Origin of the sequence: Shewanella sp. BJSY2023SW001, assembly GCF_047314685.1 — a bacterium.
GTDB lineage: Bacteria > Pseudomonadota > Gammaproteobacteria > Enterobacterales > Shewanellaceae > Shewanella > Shewanella indica.
The window spans coordinates 105,854-132,002 of record NZ_JBKORF010000011.1 but is presented as its reverse complement, the minus strand read 5'-3'; the positions used below and the strand labels follow the sequence as shown (position 1 = coordinate 132,002).

The window sequence follows — 26,149 nt, the reverse complement described above, 5'->3', positions numbered from 1 at the left end:
GGGGCTTTTTTGTGTGCGAAATCGAGTTGCTCTAAATACACTTGGCCGGTTTGGGCAACCCGGCAATCTTGGTTGCCTGCTTGGCCGGCCCCATAGGGAACAGGGTGTAGAGGTACTTGGAGTTGCCTTTCTCCGGCCCCAGCGCCTGGCCGATTGCCTTGACCAAAACCCGGATAGCCGGGCTGGTCTTGTATTCAAGATAAAAGTGACGCACAAAGTTAACCACTTCCCAATGGGCAGCGGTCAGCTCTATATCTTCACCTGCGGCGATAACGGGCGCCAGCTCGGGCGTCCAATCGGAAACCTGCTTCAAGTACCCTTGAGGATCGGTCGCTATCTGCTTGTCATTGAATTGAATGAAATCTACCACGAAATAACCTTTGTATGAGCCAATGTCAGCGCTACCAGCGCCGGATAATCCAACTGTTCATAATTACCAAGAAAGTCTTCCAGCCCGCGGGCCTTAACATCATCAGCCACCAGCACCACTTTAAATGGTGATAGCGCCATGGCCCATTGACGTTTCAGCAGGGCGCTTACTGCATCGCCGGCCAGCAGAAACACATCTGTCTTACCGGCATATCTCAGTGCGCAGGACAGCGCAGTATCGCGCGCCGCCGATGTTTGTATTTGGTGTAATATCATCAGAAAACCATGACCTCATCGGCATCAAGCAGAGTCTGGCGGATCTGCTCGTTATCACAAATGGTGGCAGGAATAACCAGTTCGGTGCGGCCAAGTCCCAATTCCTGCAGCGATTGCTTGCAGACCAGCACAGTGTCTATGTCATAGAGCGGCAGCGCACCTAAGGTGGCGATATAATCCTTGCAGCCGATAAGCTCAGGTTGCTGCTGCTTCAGCAGCGTAAGCACGCCTTCATCGGTAAATATCAGGCTCACCTCTTGCTCGAAACTGGCGCTCAGCAGCGCCAGATCCAGGCCTTCGCGCCCGGAAGCCGAACCATGCGGAGCCCGGCGAAAAATAATGGTTATTTTCTTCATTAAAAACTCACCAGACGATCACTCTTTTCAAGCCCGGTGACCAACTCGCCAAGCCCTCCCATGGTAAAGCCAGCGGCCAGATTGGCACTCGCTTTGGCGTTGTCCTTGGCGTCCTGTGCTGAAAGCACACCGCGGCGCAGGGCGGCAGAGACGCAGTTCACCAGATTAAGCTGCCACTCCTTTGCCAACTGTTGCCATGCGGCAGTTAAGTCCAATTCGTCCGATGCCGGCGCGCATAGGGCATTGGACTGACTTACGCCGTCCTGATAAAAGAATACGCAGTGAACCTCATGGCCCGCTTGCAGCGCAGCCCGAGTATATTTGAGTGCATGGAAGCCGGCCGCCGGGCCGTAGACACTGCCATTCACCATAATAATAAGTTTGCTCATACCAAAAAAAATGACCCTGAATTAGGGCCATTTTAACCTATTTTCCATCCCGTGGGGATCAGTCATCGCCACCAACACCCATAAGGTGCAGCAGGCTGATAAACAGGTTGAGGAAATCCAGGTAAAGGGCGATAGTAGCGCGGATATAGTTGGTCTCACCACCATTAACGATACGGCTGGTATCAAACAGGATAAAACCTGTCATCAGCAGGGCGATACCCGCATTGACCGCCATAAATACTGCGCCGTTACCGACAAAGATATTGATCACTGCTGCGGCAATGACGACCACCAGACCAGCAATCAAGAAGCCGCGCATAAAGGAAAAATCTTTCTTGGTGGTCACGGCATAGGCCGACAGGGCGACGAAGATGGCTGATGTCAGACCAAAGGCCTGAATAATCAACTCAGGACCGTTACTCATGCCGGCGTAATGGTTGAGGATATAACCCAGAGACGCACCTTCCATACCGGTAAAGGCAAATACCCAAAAGATCCCGGCGGCGGATTCCGCTTTTCTCAGGGTAACGAACAGCAACACCAAGCCACCGATGGAAAGTCCCAGTGACATCATGGGGCCGATTCCCATCGCCATGGCGATGGCGGCACATACGGCTGAAAACCCTATGGTCATTGCCAGCAGCATGTAGGTGTTTCTGAGCATTTTGTTCACTTCCATAGTGGAAGTTTGGCTCGAATAAAGGGTTTGCTGAGTCATTTGCTTCTCCGAAGGTTGACTGACATAGCCAGGGTTAATGGCCCGGCTAGTTTCCATGTTAGAGCAGCTTAAACCTTATATGGTTCCGCTGCAGGTTTCCTGTTATAGATTGTGCCATTAAACACTGAATCCTTTATGAATTAAAGTCAGGCGAGCCACTCTCTGTGCAGTTTTTCGGTATCGCCCAGATAATCCAGTACCCATTTGAGCGCCGGTGACATCTTATTGGCATTCCAAGCCAGACAGCAGGAACTGGCCGGTAGCGGCGTTGCTAACTGTTTTTCCACCAAGGCTCCGGCGCGAATAAAGGGGCTGGCAAGGTGCACCGGCATATAGCCTATCCCCAAGCCTTCGCGGAAGCAGTTGATGGCACGGATCCAGTCAGGCACCACCAAGCGGCGCTGATTGTCCAGCAACCAGGTGTGGCGCTTGGGGATCTCTCTGGAAGTATCGTCCAGGCAAATAGAGGGGAAGGGCCTGAGCTCTTCATCCTCCAGAGGCCGGTCTATGGCCGCCAATGGGTGAGACTTGCTCACCAAAAATGCCCACTCGATGTCGCCCATGTCTCTGTGATGGTAGGCGCCGCCGACCGGAATGGCGGTGGTCGCCCCTATGGCAACATCGCTGCGCCCGGTAGACAAGGCTTCCCAAACACCGTTGAACACCTCAATGCGAATGATCAGCTCCACATCGGTGAAGTGGCGATAGAAGTCGGCAATCAGCACACTGATCCTGTCTGCCCTGACTATGTTATCCAAAGCGATGGACAGCGTCGGTTGCCAACCATTGGCCACCCGCTGGGTTTCCCGTTTCAGATCGTCCAGTTGCTTGAGCATGATCCTGGCTTCCTTGACGAAGTGAGCTCCGGCGGGCGTCAAACTGACGCTGCGGTGATGGCGTTCAAACAGCACAACCCCCAGCTCCTCCTCAATCTGCTTAATGGCATAACTCACAGCGGAGGGCACCTTATGCAGCTTGTTGGCTGCGGCGGTGAAACTGCCAAGGTGAGAAACAATATCGATAAGTTGTAACGACTGTTCAGAAAGCATGGCGATTCCTTGCTGTGAGAATATTTGAAGGCACAAGTCAAAAATAAACGTTTCACCTCGATAGAGCAAGGCTTTAGACTGCACCGGCATTCATATTACTTTTATCTTAAGTTGTAACCAGGTTGTATATGACTCTTAAATATTTCATGTTTTTATGCTATCTCGCGCTTCTGAGCATGTTGGCTTTCATCGCGACCGACATGTATCTCCCAGCATTCAAAGCAATTGAAAGCTCTCTTGATGCCAGCGCTTCTCAAGTAGCCATGTCCTTGACCTCTTTCCTGGCCGGATTGGCCTTGGGGCAACTGCTCTACGGCCCTCTGGTGCAGCGTTTCGGTAAACGCAACTCACTGCTCGGTGGTTTGGCGTTGTTTGCCCTGGCGACAGTCAGTATAGGTTTCAGTGACAATATCATCATGCTCAACTGTGCCCGTTTCTTCCAGGCGATAGGCGTCTGCAGTGCTGCCGTCATTTGGCAGGCTTTGGTGGTAGAGCAGTATGATGCCAAAGACTCACAGCGCATTTTCTCCAACATCATGCCCTTGGTGGCCTTGTCACCGGCATTGGCGCCCATTCTCGGCGCCAAGGTGCTTGGGCATCTGGGCTGGGAAGCGATATTTTTCATTTTGGCAGCGACGGCAACGGCATTGATGGCATTGACCATGGTGTTGGTTAAGCCGGCAAGCGAAGGCTCGGCCAAAGCTGAAGAAAAAGTGGCTTACAAGACCTTTTTCAACAACACAGGTTATTTGGGCAATGTACTCATCTATGGTGCATGTTCCGGGGCTTTCTTCGCCTACCTGACACTCTGGCCGATAGTGATGGAACAGCACGGCTACCAGGCAGATGCCATAGGTTTAAGCTTTATTCCGCAAACCATCATGTTTATCGTCGGTGGCTATGCCAGCAAGTTGCTTATCCGCAGGGTAGGCAGTGAGATGACGCTTAAACTGTTGCTGGCGCTGTTTGGTTTGTGTGTGCTGGCGATAGCCTTGGCGACTTTGGTATTCAAGGCGCAAACCATCTATCCACTGCTAATTGCGTTTTCTGTACTGGCCGCCGCCAATGGTGCCATTTATCCGATAGTGGTTAACAGTGCGCTGCAACATTTCAGTCAGTGCGCCTCCAAAGCGGCCGGTCTGCAAAACTTTTTACAGATCACCTTGGCATTCGGAGCATCAAGCCTGGTTGCTGTGTGGGCCACGGCCGGGGAAACTGCTATTGCCTGGGGGATCCTGGGGTGCAGTGTGCTGGTATTTGCTGGCTATAAACTGCGTCAGTTTGCCGACTGGTCGCAGGTGAGGGCAGGTTTTACCAAGCCGGATCCGGCGCGTTTGGCAATGCATGCAGAAGAAACACCTAAGGACTGAGTGCAGATTGAGCAAATAGATAAGACCATGACATTTTCTACTTTACAGTCTCAGACGCTCACTATAGTATTTGCAGCGTTCGGAGGGGTGGCAGAGTGGTTGAATGCACCGGTCTTGAAAACCGGCATGGGTTTATAGCCCATCCAGGGTTCAAATCCCTGCTCCTCCGCCATATTCAGAGAAGCCCGCTTGTGCAAACAGGCGGGCTTTTTCGTCTCTCAGTTTTGATGATTGCTGCTAGCTTGGCACCGCTTTGAGGATTGCTGGGTTTATAGCGCCCTTATGCAGGGTTCAAATCCCTGCTCCTTTGCCATATTCAGAGAAGTCCGTTTGTGCAAACAGGCGGGCTTTTTCATTTTTTGATTAAGCAATAATGACGCCGATGGATTAATGCCGTTCACATTAAGTGAACGGCATTACGCATTGCGGACTTTTTTAGTATTTCAGGCTCGGAGCTACAGAACTTAGGTTAGCTATGTAGCAAGTGCCCGCAATAGAAGCCGGCAAACTAGCCACGGGATTTATCCCTTGAGATAGTCCAGCACCACTTGATGGTGATCTTTGGTCTTGAACTTGTCGAATCTGTGGCTGATGGTGCCGTCCTGGTCAATCAGAAAACTCAGGCGGTGCAGACCATCATAAACTTTGCCCATAAATTTTTTCTCGCCCCAGACGCCGAAGGCATCGGCTACTGCGTGATCTTCATCGCTGAGCAGAGTGAAGTTGAGCTCATGCTTATCGATAAACTTGCCCAGTCTCGCCACGGGATCAGTGCTTATTCCAAGCACGGTTACATTGAATTCGTCCAGTTCCGTCTTGCTGTCTCTGAGACCACAGGCTTGCACTGTGCAGCCCGGCGTCATCGCCTTGGGGTAGAAGTACACCAGTACCCGGCCTTTTTTCAGGCAATCTTGCAGTGAAACATTTTCATCGTTTTGGTTTTTAAGGGTGAAGAGTGGCGCTTTATCGCCTGCATTTAAGGTGTTCATGCGTTCAATCCTTTTGATCTTTATTTGGTATAAGTGGGATTCAATCGGCCTTGGGAACCGCAATTCCTTGCATACGTTTGATGTTGCAGGTCAGGGACATCTCTTCGGCCAAGGCTTGAATGCTGGTTTCCAGCTTATCCAATTCGACTTTTTCCGGGATATTGATGGCCAGGAAAACGTGCTGAGTCTGGCTGCCGTCCGGCAACTCTTCCGAATATGAGCGTACCGCACCGAGATCCAAAGATCTGTCTGCCAAAAACTGCGAGATGCGCTTCATGGTGCCACGCTGATCCTGACCATTGAAAGTCACTTCAATACGCGAGATATAATTTTGCGGCGTGTGCTTGGAGGTGCGCTTCATCACTGTCATCAGCTCAAGCTCGACACTGAGACTGGGAAGGCTGGTTTCTATCTTGGTAATGGATGCCCAGGAGCCGGACAACATCATAATTAGAGTAAACTCGTTGCCGAACAGCGCCATGCGGCTGTCAACTATGTCACAGTCGCAATCACTGGCTAATCTTGCCAATTTGCTGACCAGGCCGGGACGGTCGGCGCCCATAGCGGTAACGACCAGGTAGTTGGTCATGAATTTTCCTCATATTTCCGGTATCATAGAGCGAAAACTCAGCCCCTGTGAGCTGAGTTTTTTGTGCAGTCAACCATGCTACCACAACTTATTCGATTTGTTAGCCCTGACAGTGCTTGTCATTGGCTGGCTGCACCAGTACCATAGCGAATCCTGAAATCTTGGGGACATAAGATGATAAACGGAAGCATCGTAGCCTTAATTACGCCCATGCAAGGCGATGGCTCAGTGGATTTTGCAAGTCTCGAGCGTTTGGTGGAATTTCATATCAAACAGGGGACTGATGCCATAGTTGCAGTTGGTACCACAGGCGAATCAGCCACTCTGCCCATTCACGAACACCTTGAAGTGGTGTCGCAAACTCTTTCTTTTGCCGCAGGTCGTATTCCCGTTATCGGGGGTAATGGTGCCAATGCCACCGCCGAAGCCATAGAACTGACCCGGGAATTGTCGAAACTCGACGTGGCCGCCATGTTGGGGGTTACTCCTTACTATAACAAGCCAACACCTAAAGGCTTGGTTGCCCATTATAAAGCGGTTGCAGCCAGCACGGATGTTCCCCAAATTCTGTATAACGTTCCCGGCCGCACTTCGGTTGATATGAAGCCGGAAACCGTTGCCCAGCTTTGTGATGTGCCCAACATCATTGGGGTGAAAGAAGCCACAGGCGACCTCTCCCGGGTGAAGCAACTGCGTGAGCTTTGCGGTGACGATTTTCTGCTGTTCAGTGGCGACGATGCCACGGCGCGTGAATTTTTGGCTCTTGGCGGCAATGGGGTGATCTCGGTTGCCAATAATATCGTCCCTAAGGCATTCAAGGCTATGTGTGATGCGGCGCTGCAAGGAAGATCCGTAGAGGCAAAAGCCATTGATGAATCCCTGAGCGGCTTGTACAGCGCACTCTTTTGTGAGGCAAACCCAATACCGGTTAAATGGGCGGTTCACCGTATGGGACTCATCAGCGAAGGCACAATTCGTTTGCCTCTGACTGAACTTTCCGAAGAGTTTCATGGTCTGTTGCTTAACGCAATGCAAAAAGCCGGGATAGAGGTTGAATAATTTAATGCTAAAGCAAGTTACCCCCTTAGTGATGGTTGTCGCTGTTACAGCCTGCAGTACGCCGATTGATCGTCGCCAGGCCAATGGCGACTTCGAATACGTAGATGCCGGCACTTCAGCACCTTTGGTGATCCCGGAAGGTTTGGACACTCCAAGATTCAGTAAAGAGTTTGAGATCCCGCAAGCGGGCGCCAAAAGCAATCCCGAGTTTGTCGGTGAAAAACTCGATATTCGTCCGCCTTTGCAAGTACTGCCTATGGCGGAAGGCACCCATGTGGAAGAGGGCAGTGACAACATTAAAGTGGTGGTTGAGTCCATTGACAACAGTGTTGATCTCAAACAGGAGATTTACAGTACAGTTAAGGGTTATCTGCAAAAGCAAAGCTATGGCGTAGTCTCTGAAGATTATGATAAAGGCTCTATCGAGACCGACTGGATCGAGACAGAGCAGGTGCTCGATTCTTCCTGGTTTGGCAGCGATAAAGTCTACCAACTGCGGCAGCGTTTTCGTTTTGATGTTGAAGTTCGCCCTCATGGCCGTACCGGTAATTTGCTGATCACACTTATCGACCACGAAGAGCATTATGACGGCTCAGAGCTGCCGGTATTGCTCAGCGGTGAAGACAAGCGCCGTTACACCATAGACATGCTCAACAGTGCTGTGGCCTATATGAGCCTCAAGCGTGAACAGATGATCAAGGCCAACCGCATCAAGCAGAGTCTGGGCATTGATATGTCACTGTCTCAGGGTGGTGACAGTGAGAGCTACTGGGTGGCCGATGCGCCCTTCAAGCGCACCTGGGATCGTCTACGGATAGTACTGCCGGAGCTTGGCTTGGAAGTCGTGGACATGGACTCAAGCAAAGGCTTGTTCTACGTTAATCTGAATGACAACTCCGGCTTCTGGAGTTCCTTGTGGGGCGATAACAAGTTGGCGCTCAAAGAGGGCAGTTATCGTTTGTTGCTGAAAGAAGATGCTGCCAACAAAGAACAGACTGAAATTCGTCTGCACGATGTGGCCGATCAGCCACTCGCCAATGAAACCATTGAAGCCGTTTATCAGAATCTGGCGGAGTTAATGCGCGAAGATCGCAAGGTGCGTTAAGCGCTTCTAGTTTATTGCTGCCGGTTTGATTGGAAAGGCGCCGAATTCGGCGCCTTTTTTATTGCTTGCCAGGCAATAGGGACTTTTAGCCACCAGAGCCCTTCGGCAGTATCAACTAACTCTTCTCTATAACCACTTAATTTGTAATGTTTTTGTGTAATCTTTATGCTGTGCATTCAGTTATACAGAACGAATGATGAAATAAGTCAGTCACTGCTTATATGGCCTTATGCAGAACACTCTTTGTTTTCTGTGGAATTAGGCGGCCGGTATCTCTGGCTGGTAGTGGTTAATGCAGATGTTTTGACTGTGTGTCTATCTATGTCAAATAAATGTAATTTGTAAGTAAAAGTAAAACGTATTGAAGCCGATAAGTCGCAGGGTAAACTGTTTTACCCATAAAACTCTGTACCTTCGGACAATCAATGAAAAAAACAATACTCCTAGTGGTACTACTGGCGGCCGCTGCCATTGGTTATCAACAATGGCATCAGCAGCAAGCCCCGGCGGAGAAAAAGGCCCGCCCGGTACCCAATGTTGTGGTGTATAAGGCCGCCATTCAGGCCGTACGGGATGAAGTGGAAGCACTTGGTACCTCCAAGGCTTATGAATCAGTAACCATCACCCCTAAAGTCAGTGATGTGGTGACCTTGATTCGTTTCGATGATGGTCAGATAGTCAAGCAAGGACAGCTACTTGCTAAACTGCAGGACGCCGAGCAGCAGGCCAGGGTGGAATTGGCCAGGATCAAGGTGCGGGAGAATACCCGTGAGTTTGACCGCATCAGCTCGCTTGTCACCAGCAAGACAGTGGCTGAAACCGAACGCGACCGACTGCAAACCCTGATAGAAAGTGCCAGGGCCGAAGTCGAACAGGCCCAGGCGGCACTGCGGGACAGGCAGATCACCGCCCCCTTCAACGGTCGCCTGGGATTACGCCAAGTCTCGGTCGGTAGCCTGGTGACCCCGGGCGTGGTGATCACCACCCTGGATGATATCTCGGTTATCAAGTTGGACTTTTCGGTTCCCGAGCGGTTTATTCAGGACTTGTTGCCGGGCAAAATCGTGGAAGCCCGTGCGGTAGCCTATCCGGATAAGCTGTTTCGCGGCAAGGTTGTTTCTATCGACAGCCGGGTTAACCCTACCACAAGGGCAGTCGTGGTGCGCGCCGAAATCCCCAACCCGGATGGTCAACTGCTGCCGGGTATGTTGATGAAAGTGAAGCTTATCAAGCAAAACCGTGAGGCGTTACTGCTGCCAGAGTCGGCTATTATTCCTATTCAAAACCGCCACTACCTCTATCTGGCCAACAGCGAAGGTGTGGTAGAACAGCGACAGGTCACCATAGGGCTGCGCAGCCGTGGCTGGGTGGAAATTCTCGAAGGCGTCGAGCTGGGTGAGCAGGTGATCATTCGCGGGATCCTCAAGGTCCGTCCCGGTGACAAGGTCAAGGTGGAGTTCAAGGAACATTTCAGCTTCCTGACGGCTGAAGAGGCGAAGACCACAGCATGATACTGACAGACATTTCCGTTAAACGACCGGTTTTGGCTTCGGTCATCAGTCTTTTGTTGATCGCTTTCGGTCTGGTGTCCTTCGGTAAGTTGCCACTGCGCGAATATCCGGATATTGACCCACCGATAGTCTCGATAGATACCAGTTATCGCGGCGCCAGTGCCTCCGTGGTGGAAAGCCGGATCACTCAACTGATTGAAGACAGGATCAGTGGCGTTGAAGGCATACGCCATATCAATTCATCCAGTACAGACGGCCGCTCTTCCGTGGTGCTGGAATTTGATATCGACCGCGATATTGAAGCCGCGGCCAACGATGTCCGCGACCGTATTTCAGGTTTGCTCGATAACCTGCCGGAAGAGGCCGATCCGCCGGAAGTACAAAAGGCCAATGGCGGTGATGAAGTGATCATGTGGCTTAATCTGGTGTCGGATCAGATGACCACTTTGCAACTCACCGATTATGCCCGTCGTTACCTCACCGACAGATTCTCCGTCATCGACGGGGTGGCCAATATGCGTGTCGGTGGCGGCAAGGTCTACGCCATGCGGGTCTGGATTGACCGCCAGGCGCTGGCAGCCCGTAACCTGACGGTGGCCGATATCGAAGCGGCGCTACGATCGGAAAACGTCGAACTGCCGGCCGGCTCCATCGAATCCAAAGAGCGCCACTTTACCGTGCGGCTTGAGCGTAGCTTTCGCACCGCCGAAGACTTTGCCAACCTGGCGCTGACCCAAGGGGGCGACGGTTACCTGGTTAAGCTCGGAGATGTGGCTCAGGTCGAAATTGGCTCGGAGGAAGAGCGGATCATGTTCCGCGGTAACGGCGAGGCCATGATAGGCCTTGGGGTCTCCAAACAGTCTACCGCCAATACTTTGGAAGTGGCGCGGGCAGTGAATAAACTGGTGGATGAGATCAACCCGACTCTGCCCCAGGGGATGGAGATCAAACGCTCCTACGACAGCTCGGTATTTATCGAAGCCTCTATCGACGAGGTTTATCAGACGCTGTTTATCGCCATTATTCTGGTGATCATCGTCATCTACCTGTTCCTTGGCAGTGTGCGCGCCATGTTGATCCCGGCGCTAACTGTGCCCGTATCGCTACTAGCCACTTTTATCGTGCTTTACGCCTTGGGATACACAATTAACCTCTTGACCCTGCTGGCGATGATCCTGGCCATCGGCATGGTGGTGGATGATGCCATCGTGATGCTGGAAAACATTCACCGCCGTATCGAAGAGGGCGACAGTCCACTGAAAGCCGCTTTCCTCGGCGCCCGAGAGGTGGCCTTTGCGGTTATTGCTACTACGGCGGTATTGGTGGCGGTATTTATGCCGATCACCTTCCTTGATGGCGATCTCGGCAAGTTGTTTAAAGAGTTTGCCGTCACCATGAGTGCTGCCGTGTTGTTTTCCTCGATAGTGGCCCTGACACTCAGCCCCATGATGTGTTCCAAGCTGCTTAAACCCGCGAGCCAGGATACCTGGCTGATGCGCAAGGTCGATAAGGGAATGAACGCTCTGGCAGGCTTTTACAGCCGCAGTCTTACCGGCGCCATGAAGCATCCCTTGTTGGCTTCCCTTTTGGTGGTGGTGGCTCTCGGGGCCAGTGCCTACATGGTTAAACAGATCCCGCAGGAGTTTGCTCCTCAGGAAGACAGAGGCTCAATGTTCCTGATGGTCAATGGCCCGGAGGGCGCCAGCTATGAATATATTGAAGCCTATATGAACGAGGTGGAACAGCGTTTGATGCCTTTGGTCGACAGCGGCGAAGTCAAACGTTTGTTGATCCGTGCGCCTCGCGGTTGGGGCGGCTCGGCCAACTTCTCCAACGGTATGGCGATCATAGTACTCAATGATTGGGGCCAGCGCCGTCCCGCCAAGGAGATCATCAATGATATCCGTGGCAGGCTCGCCGATCTCGCCGGCGTCAGGGCATTTCCCGTGATGCGCCAGGCCTTTGGCCGCGGTGTCGGTAAACCTGTACAGTTTGTCATTGGCGGTCCCAGTTATGAGGAGCTCGCCAGATGGCGCGACATTATGCTGGAAAAAGCGGCGGAAAATCCCAATCTGGTCGGTTTGGATCATGACTACAAGGAAACCAAGCCTCAGCTCAGAGTCGTCATCGATAAAGACAGGGCGGCGGATCTCGGGGTCTCCATTGCTCATATCGGGCGTACGCTTGAGTCCATGTTGGGTTCGCGCCTGGTAACCACCTTTATGCGCGACGGTGAAGAGTATGATGTGATCATTGAAGGCAACCGCGAAAGCCAGAACACCGCCTCGGATATGCAGAATATCTATGTGCGCTCAGATCGCAGTAAGCAGCTGATCCCGCTCTCGAATCTGGTGAGCATAGAGGAGTTTGCCGACGCCAGTCAGCTCAATCGTTACAACCGGATGCGGGCGATAACCCTGGAGGCCAGTCTGGCGGAAGGTTATAGCCTGGGTGAGGCGCTCGATTATCTCAATGATTTGGCCCACACCTATCTACCGGCAGAAGCCTTGATAAGTTACAAAGGCCAGTCGCTCGACTATCAGGAGTCCGGCAGCTCCATGTACTTCGTGTTCCTGTTGGCGCTGGGAATTGTGTTCCTGGTATTGGCGGCGCAGTTTGAAAGCTATATCCACCCTATGGTGATCATGCTGACTGTACCGCTGGCAACCGTGGGCGCCTTGGTGGGCCTGCTGCTGACCGGCCAAAGTCTGAATATCTACAGCCAGATAGGCATCATCATGTTGGTAGGGCTGGCGGCCAAAAACGGCATTCTTATCGTCGAGTTTGCCAATCAGCTCAGGGATAAGGGACTTGAGTTCGACGCCGCTATTTTGCAGGCAGCCAACCAAAGGCTCAGACCGATACTGATGACAGGTATAACCACGGCCGCCGGCGCCGTGCCTCTGGTGCTTGCCCAAGGTGCCGGCGCCGAGACCCGTTTTGTTATTGGTGTGGTGGTGCTCTCCGGCATCTTGCTGGCTACAGTGTTTACCCTGTTGGTGATCCCTGTGGCTTACTCACTATTTGCCCGCCGGTCCAGCTCACCGGAAGCTGTGGCTCAACAGTTGGAAAAGGAACTGGCAGAATGACGCTATAGAGCCCAAGTGCCGACTTGGGCTCTGCAGCGCTTGAAGAATAAAAGCCTCAAGGTCTTGTTTTTGTTATTGGAAAGGCCGGTGAAATACAGGGGATTACTTCAAAACGATAACCATAGAGTGTTTGGTGATCCTGCTGGATTTGCAGTAACTCATAATCATTAAGCTCAACAGCATGGGCAGACTCAGCCAACTGACAGCGGCTACGGCCATCTGCCTCCATACCGAAAGCGAAATCCGCTACCAGTTGTCTCACTTTTTGGCGATAGGCCGCGGTAAACCTTGAATAAACTGCAGCTTCCTCCTCGGCTTTAACCGACTCAGGACGATCAGCGTTATCCTCATTAATGGCGTTTCCCTCGTGAGTTTCATCCTTCAAATTCACATGGTCAGTGTTATCAGCATCAGCTTTCGATTGGTTAGTATTACTCAATTGCTTATTGTCCGGTTTGAATTGACCATTGAAGGAGAAACTCACGCCATCATCATCAAGTCGAACACGGCTCTCAATAAAATGTTCCATATCTATCAATAACATAAGATGATGAAGGATTAAAAAAGACAATGTGAGTCTGACAAATGCTGTACTGACGGGATAAGCGTATTTCGGCTGCCACTTGAAACCAATGAGCCCTACCAATTTAAGCAATAATAGGCCTGCCAGATAGAAAGGTAACAGCATTTGTAATAATAACAAGGCGATACTACTGGTGATAACCATCCAAACCGGGAGTTCAAGTAACAGGGCAAAGTTATGCGTATAGTTAAAATGTGCCGCAGAAACCCCTGTGACTTCATTAACTATGGCACCACTGCTGGCCAGGGAAAAGTTGGCAATGGTGGCATAAAATAGCAGTATCATGGCTTTGCCGGCTAATGAATGCCACAGCTTGTTAAATAATGGCCAAAACTCAATAATCAATGCACTTACCGTCAGCAAAGTTGGTAATGCCGGATGGTCTTCATAAAACGGTAAGCTGAAAAGGGCCAGCAGATAGAGCTTTTGAGCTATGGTTAATTTGGCAAGTCGCTGGCTTATCTCTGAGTGAAGTCGACGGGTAAAAGCTAAAAACTGATGTATTAGTGGACTGAACCACCGACTAACCTGAAGTATTCTCATTAAAACTCACTGATTGAATAGCATAGGATATTGTTGCAATGCTACCAAAATACAACCATTGAGCAACATAACTCTTTGAGGGCACGTCAAGTAATTAAATTATAAAAGCCTATTATTCAATTGTTTATGTTATTAATCAACCTGCCGGAGTACTGTTGCAGGAGTCTCTTAATTTTTGCCACCAATGTACATGACGTTTGAGTTCATCATTGAGACGTGCATTTAGGAGGTCTTTCGGACCACCTGTGGTTTCGGCAAAGAAATATTCAATGCGTTCAGCATGAGGTGTTCCTTGATAGAGACTTTGCAACATGTTGCCCAAGCGTCGCTGTATGTGACGACTGTGACTCAGTTGCTGCTGTATCGGTCCGGTGAAGTTTCGTACTAGTATTCGCTGCAATATCTCCTGACGTTGTTTGCTATGGCCGGGACGGCATAAAAGAAGAGCTAGCTGTGGTTCCAACCAATCGTTAAGCTGCATTAACCAAAGAAGGCTGATCGACTGGCTTCGCATGTTACGGGCGATAATCCGGCTGCGCGCCAATTCAGTCAGTGCAGAGTCAAGGTTTGTGACATCCAATGCGTGCCAGGAAATACGGCCAGATTGTGCCAGCTCTATATCGGTTTTGAGTTTCACCAAGTTGGCTAGCGCCAATTCGGTTTCGGTTAGTCCGGCAAGGGGGGATCTACGTGAAAGTGAATCATGGCTGATGAACAGGAGTTTATCCAAAGCTCTGTCTTTTAATAACATCCAGTAGAACCAATCCATCAGCTCTCTTTGTTTCTGTAACTTGGCTTCCGTCAACAATCGTCTGCTTTGATCATCAAGGCTGAGGCTTTGCAAACAAGCCGGTGCAGCCTGAATAAAGGCCAGTTGATACTTAAACTGTTCGCTGGGCTCGGCTACTTTACCAAGAATTGAGTTGTGGTCTGCTATGAGCTCACCCAGACGACAATGCATCAACCCCAGGCTGTTCAGCAATGGCAATGACATTCTTGTGGAGGGAGCTTGTATCTCGCCGACGCTATTCAAGAGGCGATTATCCTTGGGAAGATAATCAGGGGCGATAAAGCTTTGTTCAGTGACTCGGCTAAGACGCTCCGCGTAGTCATGCCATAGCGCTTGTGTGTTATCTTGACAAGCGGTCAGGCCCAGCGCAATCCCAATTAGAAGACTGCAACATTTGGAAAATCTGACAGGAACCAACATGGTAATCACCTTGAGAAAGGGAGCGGCTTATCGACCTTAAGCTGTTCATATACCTTAGGCTCTCCATATAACGGTGACTAGCAATGATTTTGAGTCATCAGGAGACAAGTGGCCATAAACAGGGGTAAAAGCTATCCGTGGGGATTAGTCTTTTAGAATGATACCTCTTATTAATGGGGGCTGCTTTAGCTGAAAATTTGGTTTAACAAAATATCAGTCTCTTTTTTCATCAAGATCTTTCTGTGCAAATTTGCTACAATGTTTGCTCACCTTATATTGACCTTTCCTCGGAGACTATACGTCCGGGGGGATTCTGTTTGCCCAGACCCGACTGAAAAGCTACCGCCAATCTGCCGCGGCAGGAATACTTTTCCCTGCCGCTATCGCCACTAAAAGCGGAAGCGACTTTACAGCCAGGTCTCTCGCATTTGCTTCTTAAAAGGAAATGGAAGCAAAAGGTGAAGCTACTGCCCGAGCTGGACGGGCAAGGTCGGGCCCGTCAGGACCTTGGATACATAGTCAGAAGCGACCTATCGGAGGTAAATGCATTATGACAATAGCTGACGTATTGACAGAGAAACACTCACCACTTTATCACACCGAAGATAAGACGGTTGTCTCCCATACCCAAAGGGATGAAGGCGACTGGATCCAACACACACTGATGTTGGAAAATTGCGACGCACCATTTCGTTTCAAACGCCCCAAAAAATACCGTTCGCTCAAAGGCGCCAGAGTATCGGTCGATTATTATCCCCAAACCACTATAGTAGCCGGATTTGAGATGGAAACCATGAAAGTGGTACGGATCCGCCGTTGCTGAAAGTTGATGCCGGAATGCCTGCTCCAATGTTAGTATTTTGTGTTTCTGGTGGCCGTCTTTGAACCCGGGTGTCCAACCTGGGTATGACCCGCCAATGTCGCGCCTTGAAAGGATATTCCGGCCTGATGAAACTTGCTGTTATTGTCTCTCTTACTCCTTGGCTTCAGCTGTTGTCGATTACTCTGTCTCGGCTATGTCAAAGTCAAACAAGGCTTGTTTTTCTGCCTCTGCTATTGGTAGTTGGCCAAAGCCTGGCTGCAGAGCAAACGAATAAGGGTCAGATTGAAGTTCCGATCAGAGAGCTTGTTGTCACCAACTCAGGTTCCTGGAAACCGTTTTCTTACCTGAATGATGCCGGTGAACCCAGCGGCATGTTAGTGGATATTTGGCGTGAATATGCCAAGGCCAATCGAGTCAAAATCCGATTCATATTGACCGATTGGCAACACTCGCTGGATTTGGTTCGCAGCGGTCAGGCCGATATTCATGCCGGATTGCTTTGGTCTCAGGAAAGAGAGCATTATCTCGATTATGCCCAGGGGCTACTTGGCATAGAGAGTCAACTGTTCTTCAACCAGGCATTGCTCGGTACAGAGCCTGGCCGTTATCTGGATAGCGGTGGTGAAGTGGGAGTGGTGAGCGGCGGCTATGAAGAGGCTTTCGTTCGTCGAGAGTTTCCAAATACCAGCTTAATTGTTTATGCCAGTAACGAGCAGATGCTCAAAAGTGCAGTAGCGGGAAGGTTAAAAGCCTTTGTTGCTGATCTCCAGGTTGCCAATTTCTACCTTTACACCTCGCAAGAACCTACACTTTTTGTTCCGGTTCGTCATCTTTACAGTGCTCAAATTCGCTCGGCCGTCAAAGAGGGGAATATCACTTTACAGGAAGAAATTCGGCAAGGATTGGCGCGCATTCCTGATGCCGAATACCAAAGGATCCTAAATCGTTGGATGTATGTGGAAACGGTTTATCCACGCTATCTATTGCAAGTTGTTTTGGCTTTGCTTTTTCTGGCTGTCATAAGCTACGTATTTATGCTTCGTCGCACTGTGGCTATCCGCACTGCAGAACTGGAAGCAGTTAACGCAGAGTTGCTTCATTTGGCGGCAACCGATAGCCTGACAGGAATAAGCAACCGACGGGCATTTATGGAGGCATTGGAACAAGCTTGCGACAGCCGCAGTTACGATAGTTTAACCCTGTTGCTGTTTGATATTGATGATTTTAAAAGGATCAATGACAGTTATGGTCATCTTGTAGGGGATGAGCTCATCTGCCAACTGGTACAGAGGGTGGCAACTCTTTTGCCAGAAGATGCCGTATTTGCCCGGGTAGGCGGAGAGGAGTTCTGTATCCTGCAATTGGGGATGACAGAGAGCGGAACCCAAAAGCTGGCAAGGAGTTTATTGTTGTCCGTAGGACAAGCACCATTTTCGACCAAAGTGGGCGAACTGCCACTCAGTATTAGCATAGGAGCCGTCTACGCAGATCCGGGAAGTCGAGATCCGCTTTCGGTACTTGCCGATGCCGATCGCTTGATGTATCAGGTTAAGGCGTCCGGACGTAATGATCTGCTGTTCCGACGTTTCTGATAATAACTGATTGTCGCCAGAGGCCTGGTTCTTATGCAGTTATTTTAATAGTCTTTATCAAGCTCAGACTCAGTCAAGTACCATAAGTAGTCTGTACTCATCCAAAGCGTATTGGTCTGTCATGCCGCTGATATAATCCTGCAGTAAACGGCACCTATGATAAAATTCAGGATACTGATTGGTTTCAATGGCTCTTTTATAGGTGGCCAGGTGTTTACCAGGCAGCTTATGGAATAGCCGGGTTTCGATAAGCGCAGTTTTGGGCTGCCCTTGTACCAGTTTGCTAAACTCATCCTCGCTCAATGCCAGCAGGGAACGATAGTTATCCAGTAAACCTGTTATGATCCTGTATCCCTGTAGCTCAAGTTTCTCCACTTCCCGATGGCAAAATACCTGTTTAATAGCGACTTGCTTGAGCGTTTCTGTAATGGCGTGCTCATAGCCGCCATCTTCAAGCAGCGACTCGTTCAGGTTGCCGTGGTACACAGTATCAATATTGTCGATAAAGCGCTTGGCGGCATGATTGACCAAAGGGTGTATCAGCCGAACCCGGAGGAAAGTAAAGAACTGGCTTTGTTGGTTGATTGCCAGGTGACGGGCGCTGCTGTCTGCCGCTTCAATCGATTTACTCATAAAGTCCTGGTGTCCGAGAGCGTCTTGCTTGACTGCAATTTGCCGCTGGTATTCGGCTATCAGACTCTGTTTTAGGGTATCCAACTCTATAATGCCTTTTTCCACCGCATCTTCAATGTCAGCAAGGCAGTATGAAATATCATCGGCGGCCTCCATGATGTAACTCACTGGGTGACGACAACCGGGCGTCATTTCCATGGCTTGTGTCAGTTCGGCAACAAAGCTGGACTCACTGGCGTAATAACCAACTTTTTTCATCAAATAGCTATGCTCAGGACTGGCTTTATCTTTCACTAGCGTGCCCGGGCGAGTGTATTTCAAAATGCCGGCCAGTTGACTGTAGGTGAGGTTGAGCCCTAACAAGGTGTGGATTAAGCGTATACCTTGGGCATTACCCTCAAAATGAGATAAATCTTGAATTAATTCAGGATACTCGGAATCAAACCCTGAAGGAACAAGAGAAGTAAGATTACGACTGAACCAATGACTGATAGCGGCTTCACCGAAGTGACCAAAGGGAGGATTACCGACGTCGTGCATCAGACAACTCATTTCTACCAGGGTTTCCAGTTGCCGCTCCAATTCTTGCAGACCGTATAGCTCAGCATCCGGCCCCAGGTATCTAAATATCCTCTGTGCGATAAAGCGTCCAACTTGTTGTACTTCCAACGAATGTGTCAAACGACTTCGTACCGCGGCATTGCGCTCCAGCGGGAATACCTGAGTCTTTTGCTGTAGACGGCGAATGGCGGCCGAGTTAATGATACGGCCGCGATCACTCTCCAGTGCCAACTGCAGTTTTTCTGGATTATCGACCCGAGCGTCCACTTTGCCAAATGGACGTTGTGCTGTAATTTTACGACGAAAATCTATCTCAGAAAATGTGGATGACACCGAGAAAACCTCCAAATAAGTGGTTGCCTGAAAAAGAAAAAACTCAGCAATTTGTAAGTACTTTCAATGTGCCACAGTTTATCCCATGGAGCCAATTTGTGACACTCTATGTAAATTTGCGATGAGTTCGATAGCGTCTTTGGCGATCGCAGAGTACTATCCTGACAAATCCTTTGTCAGAGAAGTGTTAATGCTCAAGTCTTTAAGTGTGATGTTGCTGCTTATTTTAGCGGCGACCCTCGGTTTCCTGGTGTTCCATGGCGATGATACCATGCCGGACAGACTCCAAGGGGAGTGGACAACCGGTTGTCTCAGTGACGAAAAACTGGGTAAGGAGTTTATCATGCGCTTTGAGGAAAACCGCTACCATAGTGTGGCTAATCTCTATGATAATAACCAATGCACAGGCGTGCCGCTGAGTCAGATAAAGGGCAGTGCTTATGTTGAATCCATTGGGGATAAAATCACGACTTGTGAAGGCCTTGAAGCAGATGAAGCCATGCTGTATTGGGATGAACTGGGGGATGCCAAAGCGTTTGTCTATTACATCAATGAACAAGGAGAACTGTTGACCGGACGGCCCAATGAAGACAAGAGTGCAGCGGCTCAGTGGTGTCTCGATCAGGACGCCAAGTTCCACCGTAGTAAATAATCCAACCAAGCTACAGGGGATGGGGCAGATTTGTTCCAGCCCCATCTGGGCTGACATTCGCCATTCGACGAAAAGCCATTCAGATCCTGGCAGTATTTCGTATTTTAATGGTCGTCGTAATATGCGGTAATGGTTCCGAACAAGCAATGGCAGCTTGTTCGGATAATAGCGTGATCAGGGCTGATAAACGCCCACTACTTCAATACGTTGACTCGAGTCTGCATGTTTTGCTGCATTATCGAGATCGATATGGCCGCTGTTGCTGACATCCATAAAGTCAAAGGCTGGTAAATCTGCTTCGGCAACTTCACCGCTGGCAGGAGCATCCGGATTACGCTCCAGAGCCAAAAAGTCAAACACGTTTCTATCAACGCCTTGGGATGGTGCAGTATTTTGCATCGCAGTAAAAATGGTTTCGATGCGGCCGGGGAACTGTTTGTCCCACAGCTTGAGCATATTTTTGACCTCGGCGCGCTTGAGGTTTTCCTGGGAGCCGCAAAGGTTACATGGAATGATAGGGAAGGCTTTCAGCTTGGCGTATTCGGCAATGTCTTTTTCACGACAATAGGCGAGGGGACGGATCACCATATTGGCCCCGTCATCCGATAGCAGCTTGGGTGGCATGGCCTTCATCTTGCCACCATAGAACATGTTAAGGAACAGGGTTTCTATGATGTCGTCTCTGTGGTGGCCGAGTGCTATCTTGGTGGCTCCTATTCGCTGGGCAAACCCATAAAGGGTACCGCGGCGCAGCCTGGAACAAAGCGAGCAGGTGGTCTTGCCTTCGGGGATCTTATCTTTGACTATCGAATAAGTGTCTTTTTCAAGAATATGGTAGGCCACGCCTAGGCTATCCAGATACGCCGGCAGCACTTCTTCCGGGAAGCCGGGCTGTTTCTGATCCAGATTGACGGCGACAATTTCAAACTGCACAGGTGCACGCTGCTGCAGATTCAACAAAATGTCCAGCATGGCATAGCTGTCTTTGCCGCCGGAGAGGCAGCACATCACGCGATCGCCTTCTTCAATCATATTGTAATCGGCAATGGCGCTGCCTACTTCGCGGCGTAAACGCTTTTGCAGTTTGTTGAGACGAGTGATTTGTTTCTTATCCAGCTCTTGCATAACTTCAGACATAAAAAAATAAGCGCCCAGTAACACTATGGTTCAGGGCGCGTATTATTCCAGCTAAAGCCGGTCGGGTAAAGGGGCGACTCAGGCCAGAGGCGACTTATAACCGTCGGGTTTGACCGCCAGCAGATCGCAGTTGACCGAATCTATCACATGTTCTGCTGTGTTGCCGATAAGCGCGGCAGAGAATCCGGTACGACCCACAGTGCCGAGAACAACCAATTCGGCGTCCAATTGCTCTGCCAGCTCAGGGATAACATCCTCAGGCAGACCTTCTTTCACGTGACAGTGGGCGGTATCAACCCCGTAGCTGTTGGCCAGATAATTGACCCGTTGCTCGTGCTGCATGCGAATGGTTTCGTTGTAAGTGTGGGCATCAAAGTCCGGCAGTTCAATCGCCAGGTTGACCGGAGTTCCCGGATAACCGTTAACCAGGTGCACCTCGGCATCGAACTTGGCTGCAAGCTCTTGAGCATGTTCAATGATCTTGCCGTTCAGGGATTGATGTTCTTCATCTTCAGAAGCAACGTTAACGGCGCAGAGAATTTTACCTTTTACCGGCCAGTCATGCTGTTTTACCAGCAACACAGGTACGGGAGCCTTACGCAACAAGTGCCAGTCGGTGGGGGTGAAAATAACCGCTTTGAGTTTGTCGTGCTCATGGGTGCCTTTGACTATCAGGTCATATTCTCCCTGAATGGCAAAGTTGATGATGCTCTCAAACGGGCGGTTGTGCCACAGTACTTCACTGTCTATCTCGAGTCCGGCTTGCTGGTGCGGTTTGAGCAGATCAGCGATCCAGGCTTTACGTTGGTTAATCACCCCTTGACGCATGGCCTCACGTTCCTGATTGGAAAGAATTGAGGTCATTTCATAGGAGAAATCAAAGATAGACAGAAAGACAGTGATCTTGGCCTTGCTGCGGGTGGCGAGTTCCACCGCGCGGGCAAGAGCAGGTTGCTGTTCTGATGTAGGGTCGACTACGACCAATAGCTTTTGATAGTCCCTCATGGCTTTTTCCTTATTCCGCAGGATATACCTATATCATGCGATATTGGCTGTGATTTGTATTGCTTGAGATCAATATATTGAATCGCTTGCTATCTTGCTATCCGGGCAGCTCCAGCCAACCTGTCGAGCTCTTCCAGATCCAGTATAGTGATATATTTGCCTTTCACTTCAATTAGTCCGGCCTTTTGGAACCGTCCCAGCAAACGACTGATAGTTTCTACCGTCAGGCCAAGATAGTTGCCTATATCACCACGGGTCATGGTGAGGCGAAATTCCCTAGGGGAGAAGCCACGGCTGCCAAAACGAGCGGCCAGGTTACTGATGAAAGCGGCCAAGCGTTCCTCGGCATTCTTTTTGCTTAGCAGCAGGATCATCCCTTGGTCACTCATGATTTCATTACTCATCAAGCGCATGATCTGTTGTCTGAGTTTGGGCATGGTACCTGAGAGCTCATCCAGAGTATTGAAGGGGATTTCACAGACCATAGAGGTTTCCAGGGCCTGGGCAAAACTCTGGTGTGACTGGGCATGGATACCGTCAAAGCCTATGACATCACCGGCCAGATGGAAGCCGGTGATCTGCTCATCACCCTGTTCTGTGATGGTATAGCTTTTAATCGTTCCGGAGCGAATAGCATATAGAGACTTTAGCGGATCTCCGGACTTGAACAGCTGTTCACCTTTCTGAATGGGTTTCTTGCGTTCGATAATGTTGTCAAGCTGATCCAACTCATTAGTGTTGAGCGTAAAGGGAATACACAAGGTCCCCATGCTGCAATCATGACAATGAATGGTACAGCCCCCGGCAGCAGGGCGACGATGCTTGTTGTTGTCTATTGTCATAGTCTTTCTCAAGTAAAGCGACTCTTCCCATGTTAAACCAATTCACTGACCCCGGCTAGTCGAGCTGAGCCAAGGCGATATAGAGTGTTTGGATCCCGAATCCAACCAAGAGTAAACCGGCAATTAAACGCACGGCGCGCTTTTGAGCCCAGTCGGCCAGCGCCTTGGCGGCAACCCCGGCGCTGAGCAGGGCAGGTAATGTTCCTAAACCGAAACAAAGCATAATAAGCGCGCCCTGGCTGGCGCTGCCGCTGGCCACGGCCCAGGTAAGAGTGCTGTATACCAGCCCACAAGGCAACCAGCCCCATACCATACCAGCCAATAAAGCCTGCCCGGGGTGAGTCACGGGTAACACTTTTTGGGACAATGGTTTAAGTAAATGCCACAATCCCTGACCCAGGCGCTCAATCTGCACCAGCCCTACCCAGATGCGGGCAATATAGAGCCCCATGGCGATCATCATCACACCGGCAATGAGCCTGAGCACCAAGAGGTAAATATCGATATCAAACAGCATGCCAAGCCCGGCTGCAGAACCGCCCACCAAAGCGCCGGCCAGGCTGTAACTGAGAATACGGCCAAGATTATAGGGAAGCAGAAACGAGAGTTGTTGCGCCAGCGGATTCTGGCCTCGACGGGCAGCGGGAAGCTGGCTCGAAAAGGCGCCCACCAAACCACCGCACATACCAAAGCAGTGTCCGGCTCCCATTAGGCCCACTAAAAAGGCACCTGTGAGGTTATATTCCATTGCCTCTATCCTGAGGAGCTTGAGTGACTTCAGTTTCAGCCGTTTGAGATTGCTCCTGTTGCGTCTTGCTGTCCATAGGTTCCTCATCAAACAGAATCGACACACTGTGGCGCTCAAGATCGTCAAATTGATCCGATTTTACCGCCCAGAAAAACACACCAACAGCAATCAGCACAAACAGCATGGCGATGGGGATTAGTACGTAAATAATACTCATAAGCGGACCCTGAGAAGTCTGAGGCTGTTGCTGACAACGATCAGCGAACTGGCCGACATGCCGATGGCGGCGATATATGGTGCGACATGACCTGTTACGGCCAGAGGCAGTATAAGAAGGTTATATCCCAAAGCCCAGGCAAGATTTTGACGAATGATACGATTGGCTTTGCGGGCAACGGCTATGGCTTGGGTAAAGCGCCACAGATGATCGCCAAGCAGAATCAGATCAGCACTGTTTTTCGCCAGCGCGGTGCCACTGCCCATGGCGATAGAGAGATCGGCGCCGGCAAGCACTGGGGCATCATTGATGCCATCGCCGAACATGGCTACCTTATGTTGTTGTTGCAAACTGCGTACATAGTCGAGCTTGTCTGCCGGGCTCATGTCTGCGTGCACTTCAGTTATGCCAACTTGCCGGGCCAGAGATTCGACATGGGGCCGGGTATCACCGCTGGCAATCGCCAGACGGATATTGTTTGCCTTGAGTGCCTCGACCGTATCCTTGGCGTCTTCTCTCAGCCTGTCTTGCAAAATAAAACTGGCCACCAAACCTTGCTCATCGGCGAGGAACACCTGTTGCTGCTGACTTGGCGCAAACTTGATACCGACAAACTCGGCGTTGCCTATCTTAAAATCGCGACCATTGATTTGGCCGCTGATGCCGCGAGCCACTTGATGATGCACGTTTTCAGCCTCAAGTGTGCCCCCATAAGGGCTGAAAGCCAGAGCTATCGGGTGCAATGAACCGGCTTCGAGCGCTGCCGCCAATTGTTTTACCTGCAACTCGCTGTACTCAGCTTCACGGCCTTTGTTGATGCGGGTTTCCAATAAGGTCAGATTACCGCAGGTGAGGGTGCCTGTCTTGTCAAAGACGACAGCATCAATTTGTGGCAATTTTTCAAATACCCCCGCTTTACGGGTAATCACCCCGAGGCGGGTAAACAGTGCCGTAGCACAGGTCACAGCAGTCGGGGTTGCCAGGGCCAGCGCGCATGGGCAGGTAGCTACCAATACAGACAGCGTGACCCAGAAAGCATCTTCGGGTGAGAACTGGTGCCACACCAGATAAGTGATAGCCGCTATGCTGAGTATGGTGCCGGTGAAATAACGCGACAGCTTGTCGGCCGTCATGGCGACGGCGGGTTTGTTATTGGAGGCCAGTTCCTGCAAGCGGATGATTTCTGCCACCAGTTGATCTTGGCCTATGGCGTTCACCCGTACTTTCAGTGGTTGATCCTGATTGATGGTACCGGCATAAACCTGGTCTCCAGGCTGTTTGCTCTGCGGCATCTGCTCGCCGGTAAGCATGGCCTCGTTGACCGCAGAATGGCCGTGCTCAACCGAGCCGTCGGCGGGGATCACTTCCCCCGGTCTTACCAGCACCAAGTCGCCTATTTGCAGACGTTTGGCGGGGATCTCTTCGTTGCTGCCATCTTCCGCAATACGTTGGGCGGTCAAGGGCACCAACTTATGCAGGTTACTCGAACTGACCGAGGCTTTCTGCCGCGCCGCCTGTTCAAAATAGCGCCCAAGCAACAGGAAGAAGGTGAACATGGACACAGACTCGAAATAGACTTCGCCAGTGCCTTGTACTGTCGCAATACAGCTGGCGATATAGGCGCCGCAGATGGCGATGGAGACAGACACATCCATATTGAGCCTGCCGGCAAGCAGGGCCCGCAGCGCACTGAAATAAAAAGGCTGCGCCGAATAGAACACCACAGGTGCGGCAAACATCATGCTTACCCAGCGGAAATAGTCGCGATATTCCACTTCAAGCCCGGTAAAGTAACCGGCGTACAGCGCCAGGGCAAACATCATCACCTGCATGGTGGCAAAGCCCGCCAAGCCAAGCCTCAGCAGAAACTTACGGCTGTTCTTTTTACTCTGAACTTCCTGATCATCCAACTGATAAGGCGCCGCCTGATAACCGATACGGCCGATTTGATTAAGTATTTCAGACAGCTTAATGTCGGCCGGACGCCAACTGATGAGGGCTCTTTGGGTGGTGGAGTTAACCTGCACCGAATCTATGCCGGGCAACTGTTTAACTTTATGCTCGATGAGCCAGGCGCAGGCGGCACAGGTAATGCCGTCAATCGATAGCGAGACTGAGGTTTGATTGCCTTGATCATGCACAAAATCCTGCTGCACTTCGGGAAGATCGTAGGCACTGAAGGTCTTGAGCTCGTCCGGCACCAGAGCGTTTTGCCTGCTGCCGGGTTCGGAGCGAAATTTATAGTAATTGGTCAGTCCGGCATCCATGATGGCCTGAGCCACTGCCTGACAGCCAAGACAACACATGGGCTGAGCCTGACCATCAATCACTGTACTGAACTGCATACCCGTGGTCACGGGCTCCCCACAATGAAAACAGACTGTATGTGTCATGACAGCAC

Annotated in this window: 25 protein-coding genes and 1 tRNA gene; 9 read left to right on the top strand and 17 right to left on the bottom strand. The window is 50.6% G+C overall.

What is annotated here, in order from left to right; genetic code table 11:
- Window positions 1–31: 31 nt before the first annotated feature.
- The 6 genes from ACMHXH_RS02340 to punR form a co-directional block, all read right to left on the bottom strand.
- The gene (locus ACMHXH_RS02340; RefSeq protein ID WP_039032969.1) at window positions 32–370 is read right to left on the bottom strand and encodes a TusE/DsrC/DsvC family sulfur relay protein; all 339 of its coding nucleotides are present in this window, start codon (window positions 368–370) and stop codon (window positions 32–34) included.
- Window positions 364–645 carry a sulfurtransferase complex subunit TusB gene (gene tusB, locus ACMHXH_RS02335; RefSeq protein ID WP_025009739.1) on the bottom strand — a complete coding sequence of 94 codons (282 nt, stop codon included), beginning with the start codon at window positions 643–645 and terminating at the stop codon, window positions 364–366. The genes ACMHXH_RS02340 and tusB overlap by 7 nt, the downstream gene beginning before the upstream one ends.
- Complete coding sequence (gene tusC, locus ACMHXH_RS02330) at window positions 645–1,001, bottom strand: sulfurtransferase complex subunit TusC (protein WP_071475558.1); 357 nt, start codon at window positions 999–1,001, stop codon at window positions 645–647. The genes tusB and tusC overlap by 1 nt, the downstream gene beginning before the upstream one ends.
- Window positions 1,001–1,390: a sulfurtransferase complex subunit TusD gene (gene tusD, locus ACMHXH_RS02325; RefSeq protein ID WP_039032967.1), complete on the bottom strand. Its 390-nt coding sequence runs from the start codon at window positions 1,388–1,390 to the stop codon at window positions 1,001–1,003. Before tusD ends, tusC begins: the two co-directional genes overlap by 1 nt.
- A gap of 58 nt (window positions 1,391–1,448) precedes the next feature.
- Entirely contained in the window at window positions 1,449–2,108 is a 660-nt protein-coding gene (locus ACMHXH_RS02320; RefSeq protein ID WP_100143689.1) for a Bax inhibitor-1/YccA family protein, read from the bottom strand.
- Window positions 2,109–2,254: 146 nt separating this feature from the next.
- Window positions 2,255–3,157 (bottom strand): DNA-binding transcriptional activator PunR, encoded by a 903-nt coding sequence (gene punR / locus ACMHXH_RS02315; RefSeq protein ID WP_039032966.1) that lies wholly within the window; start codon window positions 3,155–3,157, stop codon window positions 2,255–2,257.
- A 128-nt stretch (window positions 3,158–3,285) separates the two neighbouring features.
- Between punR and punC the strand changes: the two genes are divergently transcribed.
- Complete coding sequence (punC, locus tag ACMHXH_RS02310) at window positions 3,286–4,527, top strand: purine nucleoside transporter PunC (RefSeq protein WP_234500649.1); 1,242 nt, start codon at window positions 3,286–3,288, stop codon at window positions 4,525–4,527.
- 81 nt (window positions 4,528–4,608) lie between these two features.
- Window positions 4,609–4,699 (top strand) — tRNA-Ser (locus ACMHXH_RS02305).
- A gap of 349 nt (window positions 4,700–5,048) precedes the next feature.
- On the opposite strand, the gene bcp is transcribed toward ACMHXH_RS02305, so the two are convergent.
- The gene (bcp, locus tag ACMHXH_RS02300; RefSeq protein ID WP_039032964.1) at window positions 5,049–5,516 is read right to left on the bottom strand and encodes a thioredoxin-dependent thiol peroxidase; all 468 of its coding nucleotides are present in this window, start codon (window positions 5,514–5,516) and stop codon (window positions 5,049–5,051) included.
- A gap of 40 nt (window positions 5,517–5,556) precedes the next feature.
- Window positions 5,557–6,105 (bottom strand): glycine cleavage system protein R, encoded by a 549-nt coding sequence (locus ACMHXH_RS02295; protein ID WP_025009712.1) that lies wholly within the window; start codon window positions 6,103–6,105, stop codon window positions 5,557–5,559.
- A gap of 174 nt (window positions 6,106–6,279) precedes the next feature.
- On the opposite strand from ACMHXH_RS02295, the gene dapA reads away from it, so the two are divergent.
- From dapA to ACMHXH_RS02275, 4 genes are all read left to right on the top strand, one after another.
- Window positions 6,280–7,164 (top strand): 4-hydroxy-tetrahydrodipicolinate synthase, encoded by an 885-nt coding sequence (gene dapA / locus ACMHXH_RS02290; RefSeq protein ID WP_039032963.1) that lies wholly within the window; start codon window positions 6,280–6,282, stop codon window positions 7,162–7,164.
- Window positions 7,165–7,168: 4 nt separating this feature from the next.
- Window positions 7,169–8,269 carry an outer membrane protein assembly factor BamC gene (gene bamC / locus ACMHXH_RS02285; protein ID WP_039032962.1) on the top strand — a complete coding sequence of 367 codons (1,101 nt, stop codon included), beginning with the start codon at window positions 7,169–7,171 and terminating at the stop codon, window positions 8,267–8,269.
- A 425-nt stretch (window positions 8,270–8,694) separates the two neighbouring features.
- Window positions 8,695–9,780: an efflux RND transporter periplasmic adaptor subunit gene (locus ACMHXH_RS02280; RefSeq protein ID WP_039032961.1), complete on the top strand. Its 1,086-nt coding sequence runs from the start codon at window positions 8,695–8,697 to the stop codon at window positions 9,778–9,780.
- Complete coding sequence (locus ACMHXH_RS02275; RefSeq protein ID WP_162206370.1) at window positions 9,777–12,869, top strand: efflux RND transporter permease subunit; 3,093 nt, start codon at window positions 9,777–9,779, stop codon at window positions 12,867–12,869. The genes ACMHXH_RS02280 and ACMHXH_RS02275 overlap by 4 nt, the downstream gene beginning before the upstream one ends.
- Window positions 12,870–12,924: 55 nt before the next feature.
- Here the strand turns inward: ACMHXH_RS02275 and ACMHXH_RS02270 are convergent, their stop codons facing one another.
- A complete protein-coding gene (locus ACMHXH_RS02270) occupies window positions 12,925–13,995 on the bottom strand; it encodes a hypothetical protein (protein ID WP_162206371.1) in 1,071 nt (356 codons plus the stop codon).
- Between the two features lie 136 nt (window positions 13,996–14,131).
- Window positions 14,132–15,205, bottom strand: a complete 1,074-nt coding sequence (locus tag ACMHXH_RS02265; RefSeq protein WP_082014211.1) for a DUF3080 family protein — start codon at window positions 15,203–15,205, stop codon at window positions 14,132–14,134.
- A gap of 550 nt (window positions 15,206–15,755) precedes the next feature.
- On the opposite strand from ACMHXH_RS02265, the gene ACMHXH_RS02260 reads away from it, so the two are divergent.
- Together ACMHXH_RS02260 and ACMHXH_RS02255 are read left to right on the top strand one after the other, a co-directional pair.
- Complete coding sequence (locus ACMHXH_RS02260; RefSeq protein WP_052247918.1) at window positions 15,756–16,028, top strand: hypothetical protein; 273 nt, start codon at window positions 15,756–15,758, stop codon at window positions 16,026–16,028.
- An 83-nt stretch (window positions 16,029–16,111) separates the two neighbouring features.
- On the top strand, window positions 16,112–17,620 hold the full coding sequence (locus ACMHXH_RS02255; RefSeq protein WP_413737569.1) for a diguanylate cyclase domain-containing protein: 1,509 nt from the start codon (window positions 16,112–16,114) through the stop codon (window positions 17,618–17,620).
- A 69-nt stretch (window positions 17,621–17,689) separates the two neighbouring features.
- Here ACMHXH_RS02255 and dgt read toward each other — a convergent pair whose 3' ends face one another.
- Window positions 17,690–19,147, bottom strand: a complete 1,458-nt coding sequence (gene dgt / locus ACMHXH_RS02250) for a dGTPase (RefSeq protein ID WP_256213841.1) — start codon at window positions 19,145–19,147, stop codon at window positions 17,690–17,692.
- Between the two features lie 190 nt (window positions 19,148–19,337).
- Here dgt and ACMHXH_RS02245 point away from each other — a divergent pair, with 190 nt between their 5' ends.
- Window positions 19,338–19,799: a hypothetical protein gene (locus ACMHXH_RS02245; protein ID WP_143078331.1), complete on the top strand. Its 462-nt coding sequence runs from the start codon at window positions 19,338–19,340 to the stop codon at window positions 19,797–19,799.
- Window positions 19,800–19,973: 174 nt separating this feature from the next.
- On the opposite strand, the gene ttcA is transcribed toward ACMHXH_RS02245, so the two are convergent.
- From ttcA to ACMHXH_RS02215, 6 genes are all read right to left on the bottom strand, one after another.
- Entirely contained in the window at window positions 19,974–20,936 is a 963-nt protein-coding gene (gene ttcA, locus ACMHXH_RS02240) for a tRNA 2-thiocytidine(32) synthetase TtcA (RefSeq protein ID WP_039032956.1), read from the bottom strand.
- Between the two features lie 78 nt (window positions 20,937–21,014).
- Window positions 21,015–21,941: a universal stress protein UspE gene (gene uspE / locus ACMHXH_RS02235; RefSeq protein ID WP_039032955.1), complete on the bottom strand. Its 927-nt coding sequence runs from the start codon at window positions 21,939–21,941 to the stop codon at window positions 21,015–21,017.
- An 89-nt stretch (window positions 21,942–22,030) separates the two neighbouring features.
- Window positions 22,031–22,783 carry an electron transport transcriptional regulator EtrA gene (gene etrA, locus ACMHXH_RS02230; protein WP_025010389.1) on the bottom strand — a complete coding sequence of 251 codons (753 nt, stop codon included), beginning with the start codon at window positions 22,781–22,783 and terminating at the stop codon, window positions 22,031–22,033.
- Between the two features lie 55 nt (window positions 22,784–22,838).
- Window positions 22,839–23,531 (bottom strand): sulfite exporter TauE/SafE family protein, encoded by a 693-nt coding sequence (locus ACMHXH_RS02225; RefSeq protein WP_039032954.1) that lies wholly within the window; start codon window positions 23,529–23,531, stop codon window positions 22,839–22,841.
- Window positions 23,521–23,748 (bottom strand): cbb3-type cytochrome oxidase assembly protein CcoS, encoded by a 228-nt coding sequence (gene ccoS, locus ACMHXH_RS02220; RefSeq protein ID WP_039032953.1) that lies wholly within the window; start codon window positions 23,746–23,748, stop codon window positions 23,521–23,523. The genes ACMHXH_RS02225 and ccoS overlap by 11 nt, the downstream gene beginning before the upstream one ends.
- Window positions 23,745–26,141, bottom strand: coding sequence for a heavy metal translocating P-type ATPase (locus ACMHXH_RS02215; protein WP_039032952.1), 2,397 nt, complete (start codon window positions 26,139–26,141; stop codon window positions 23,745–23,747). Before ACMHXH_RS02215 ends, ccoS begins: the two co-directional genes overlap by 4 nt.
- Between the last annotated feature and the right edge of the window lie 8 nt (window positions 26,142–26,149).

Coding starts and splice junctions, on each gene's coding strand:
- tusB (WP_025009739.1), bottom strand. CDS start 645: ATGATATTACACCAAATACAAACATCGGCGGCGCGCGATACTGCGCTG.
- tusC (WP_071475558.1), bottom strand. CDS start 1,001: ATGAAGAAAATAACCATTATTTTTCGCCGGGCTCCGCATGGTTCGGCT.
- tusD (WP_039032967.1), bottom strand. CDS start 1,390: ATGAGCAAACTTATTATTATGGTGAATGGCAGTGTCTACGGCCCGGCG.
- ACMHXH_RS02320 (WP_100143689.1), bottom strand. CDS start 2,108: ATGACTCAGCAAACCCTTTATTCGAGCCAAACTTCCACTATGGAAGTG.
- punR (WP_039032966.1), bottom strand. CDS start 3,157: ATGCTTTCTGAACAGTCGTTACAACTTATCGATATTGTTTCTCACCTT.
- punC (WP_234500649.1), top strand. CDS start 3,286: ATGACTCTTAAATATTTCATGTTTTTATGCTATCTCGCGCTTCTGAGC.
- bcp (WP_039032964.1), bottom strand. CDS start 5,516: ATGAACACCTTAAATGCAGGCGATAAAGCGCCACTCTTCACCCTTAAA.
- ACMHXH_RS02295 (WP_025009712.1), bottom strand. CDS start 6,105: ATGACCAACTACCTGGTCGTTACCGCTATGGGCGCCGACCGTCCCGGC.
- dapA (WP_039032963.1), top strand. CDS start 6,280: ATGATAAACGGAAGCATCGTAGCCTTAATTACGCCCATGCAAGGCGAT.
- bamC (WP_039032962.1), top strand. CDS start 7,169: ATGCTAAAGCAAGTTACCCCCTTAGTGATGGTTGTCGCTGTTACAGCC.
- ACMHXH_RS02280 (WP_039032961.1), top strand. CDS start 8,695: ATGAAAAAAACAATACTCCTAGTGGTACTACTGGCGGCCGCTGCCATT.
- ACMHXH_RS02275 (WP_162206370.1), top strand. CDS start 9,777: ATGATACTGACAGACATTTCCGTTAAACGACCGGTTTTGGCTTCGGTC.
- ACMHXH_RS02270 (WP_162206371.1), bottom strand. CDS start 13,995: ATGAGAATACTTCAGGTTAGTCGGTGGTTCAGTCCACTAATACATCAG.
- ACMHXH_RS02265 (WP_082014211.1), bottom strand. CDS start 15,205: ATGTTGGTTCCTGTCAGATTTTCCAAATGTTGCAGTCTTCTAATTGGG.
- ACMHXH_RS02260 (WP_052247918.1), top strand. CDS start 15,756: ATGACAATAGCTGACGTATTGACAGAGAAACACTCACCACTTTATCAC.
- ACMHXH_RS02255 (WP_413737569.1), top strand. CDS start 16,112: ATGACCCGCCAATGTCGCGCCTTGAAAGGATATTCCGGCCTGATGAAA.
- ACMHXH_RS02245 (WP_143078331.1), top strand. CDS start 19,338: ATGCTCAAGTCTTTAAGTGTGATGTTGCTGCTTATTTTAGCGGCGACC.
- ttcA (WP_039032956.1), bottom strand. CDS start 20,936: ATGTCTGAAGTTATGCAAGAGCTGGATAAGAAACAAATCACTCGTCTC.
- uspE (WP_039032955.1), bottom strand. CDS start 21,941: ATGAGGGACTATCAAAAGCTATTGGTCGTAGTCGACCCTACATCAGAA.
- etrA (WP_025010389.1), bottom strand. CDS start 22,783: ATGACAATAGACAACAACAAGCATCGTCGCCCTGCTGCCGGGGGCTGT.
- ACMHXH_RS02225 (WP_039032954.1), bottom strand. CDS start 23,531: ATGGAATATAACCTCACAGGTGCCTTTTTAGTGGGCCTAATGGGAGCC.
- ccoS (WP_039032953.1), bottom strand. CDS start 23,748: ATGAGTATTATTTACGTACTAATCCCCATCGCCATGCTGTTTGTGCTG.
- ACMHXH_RS02215 (WP_039032952.1), bottom strand. CDS start 26,141: ATGACACATACAGTCTGTTTTCATTGTGGGGAGCCCGTGACCACGGGT.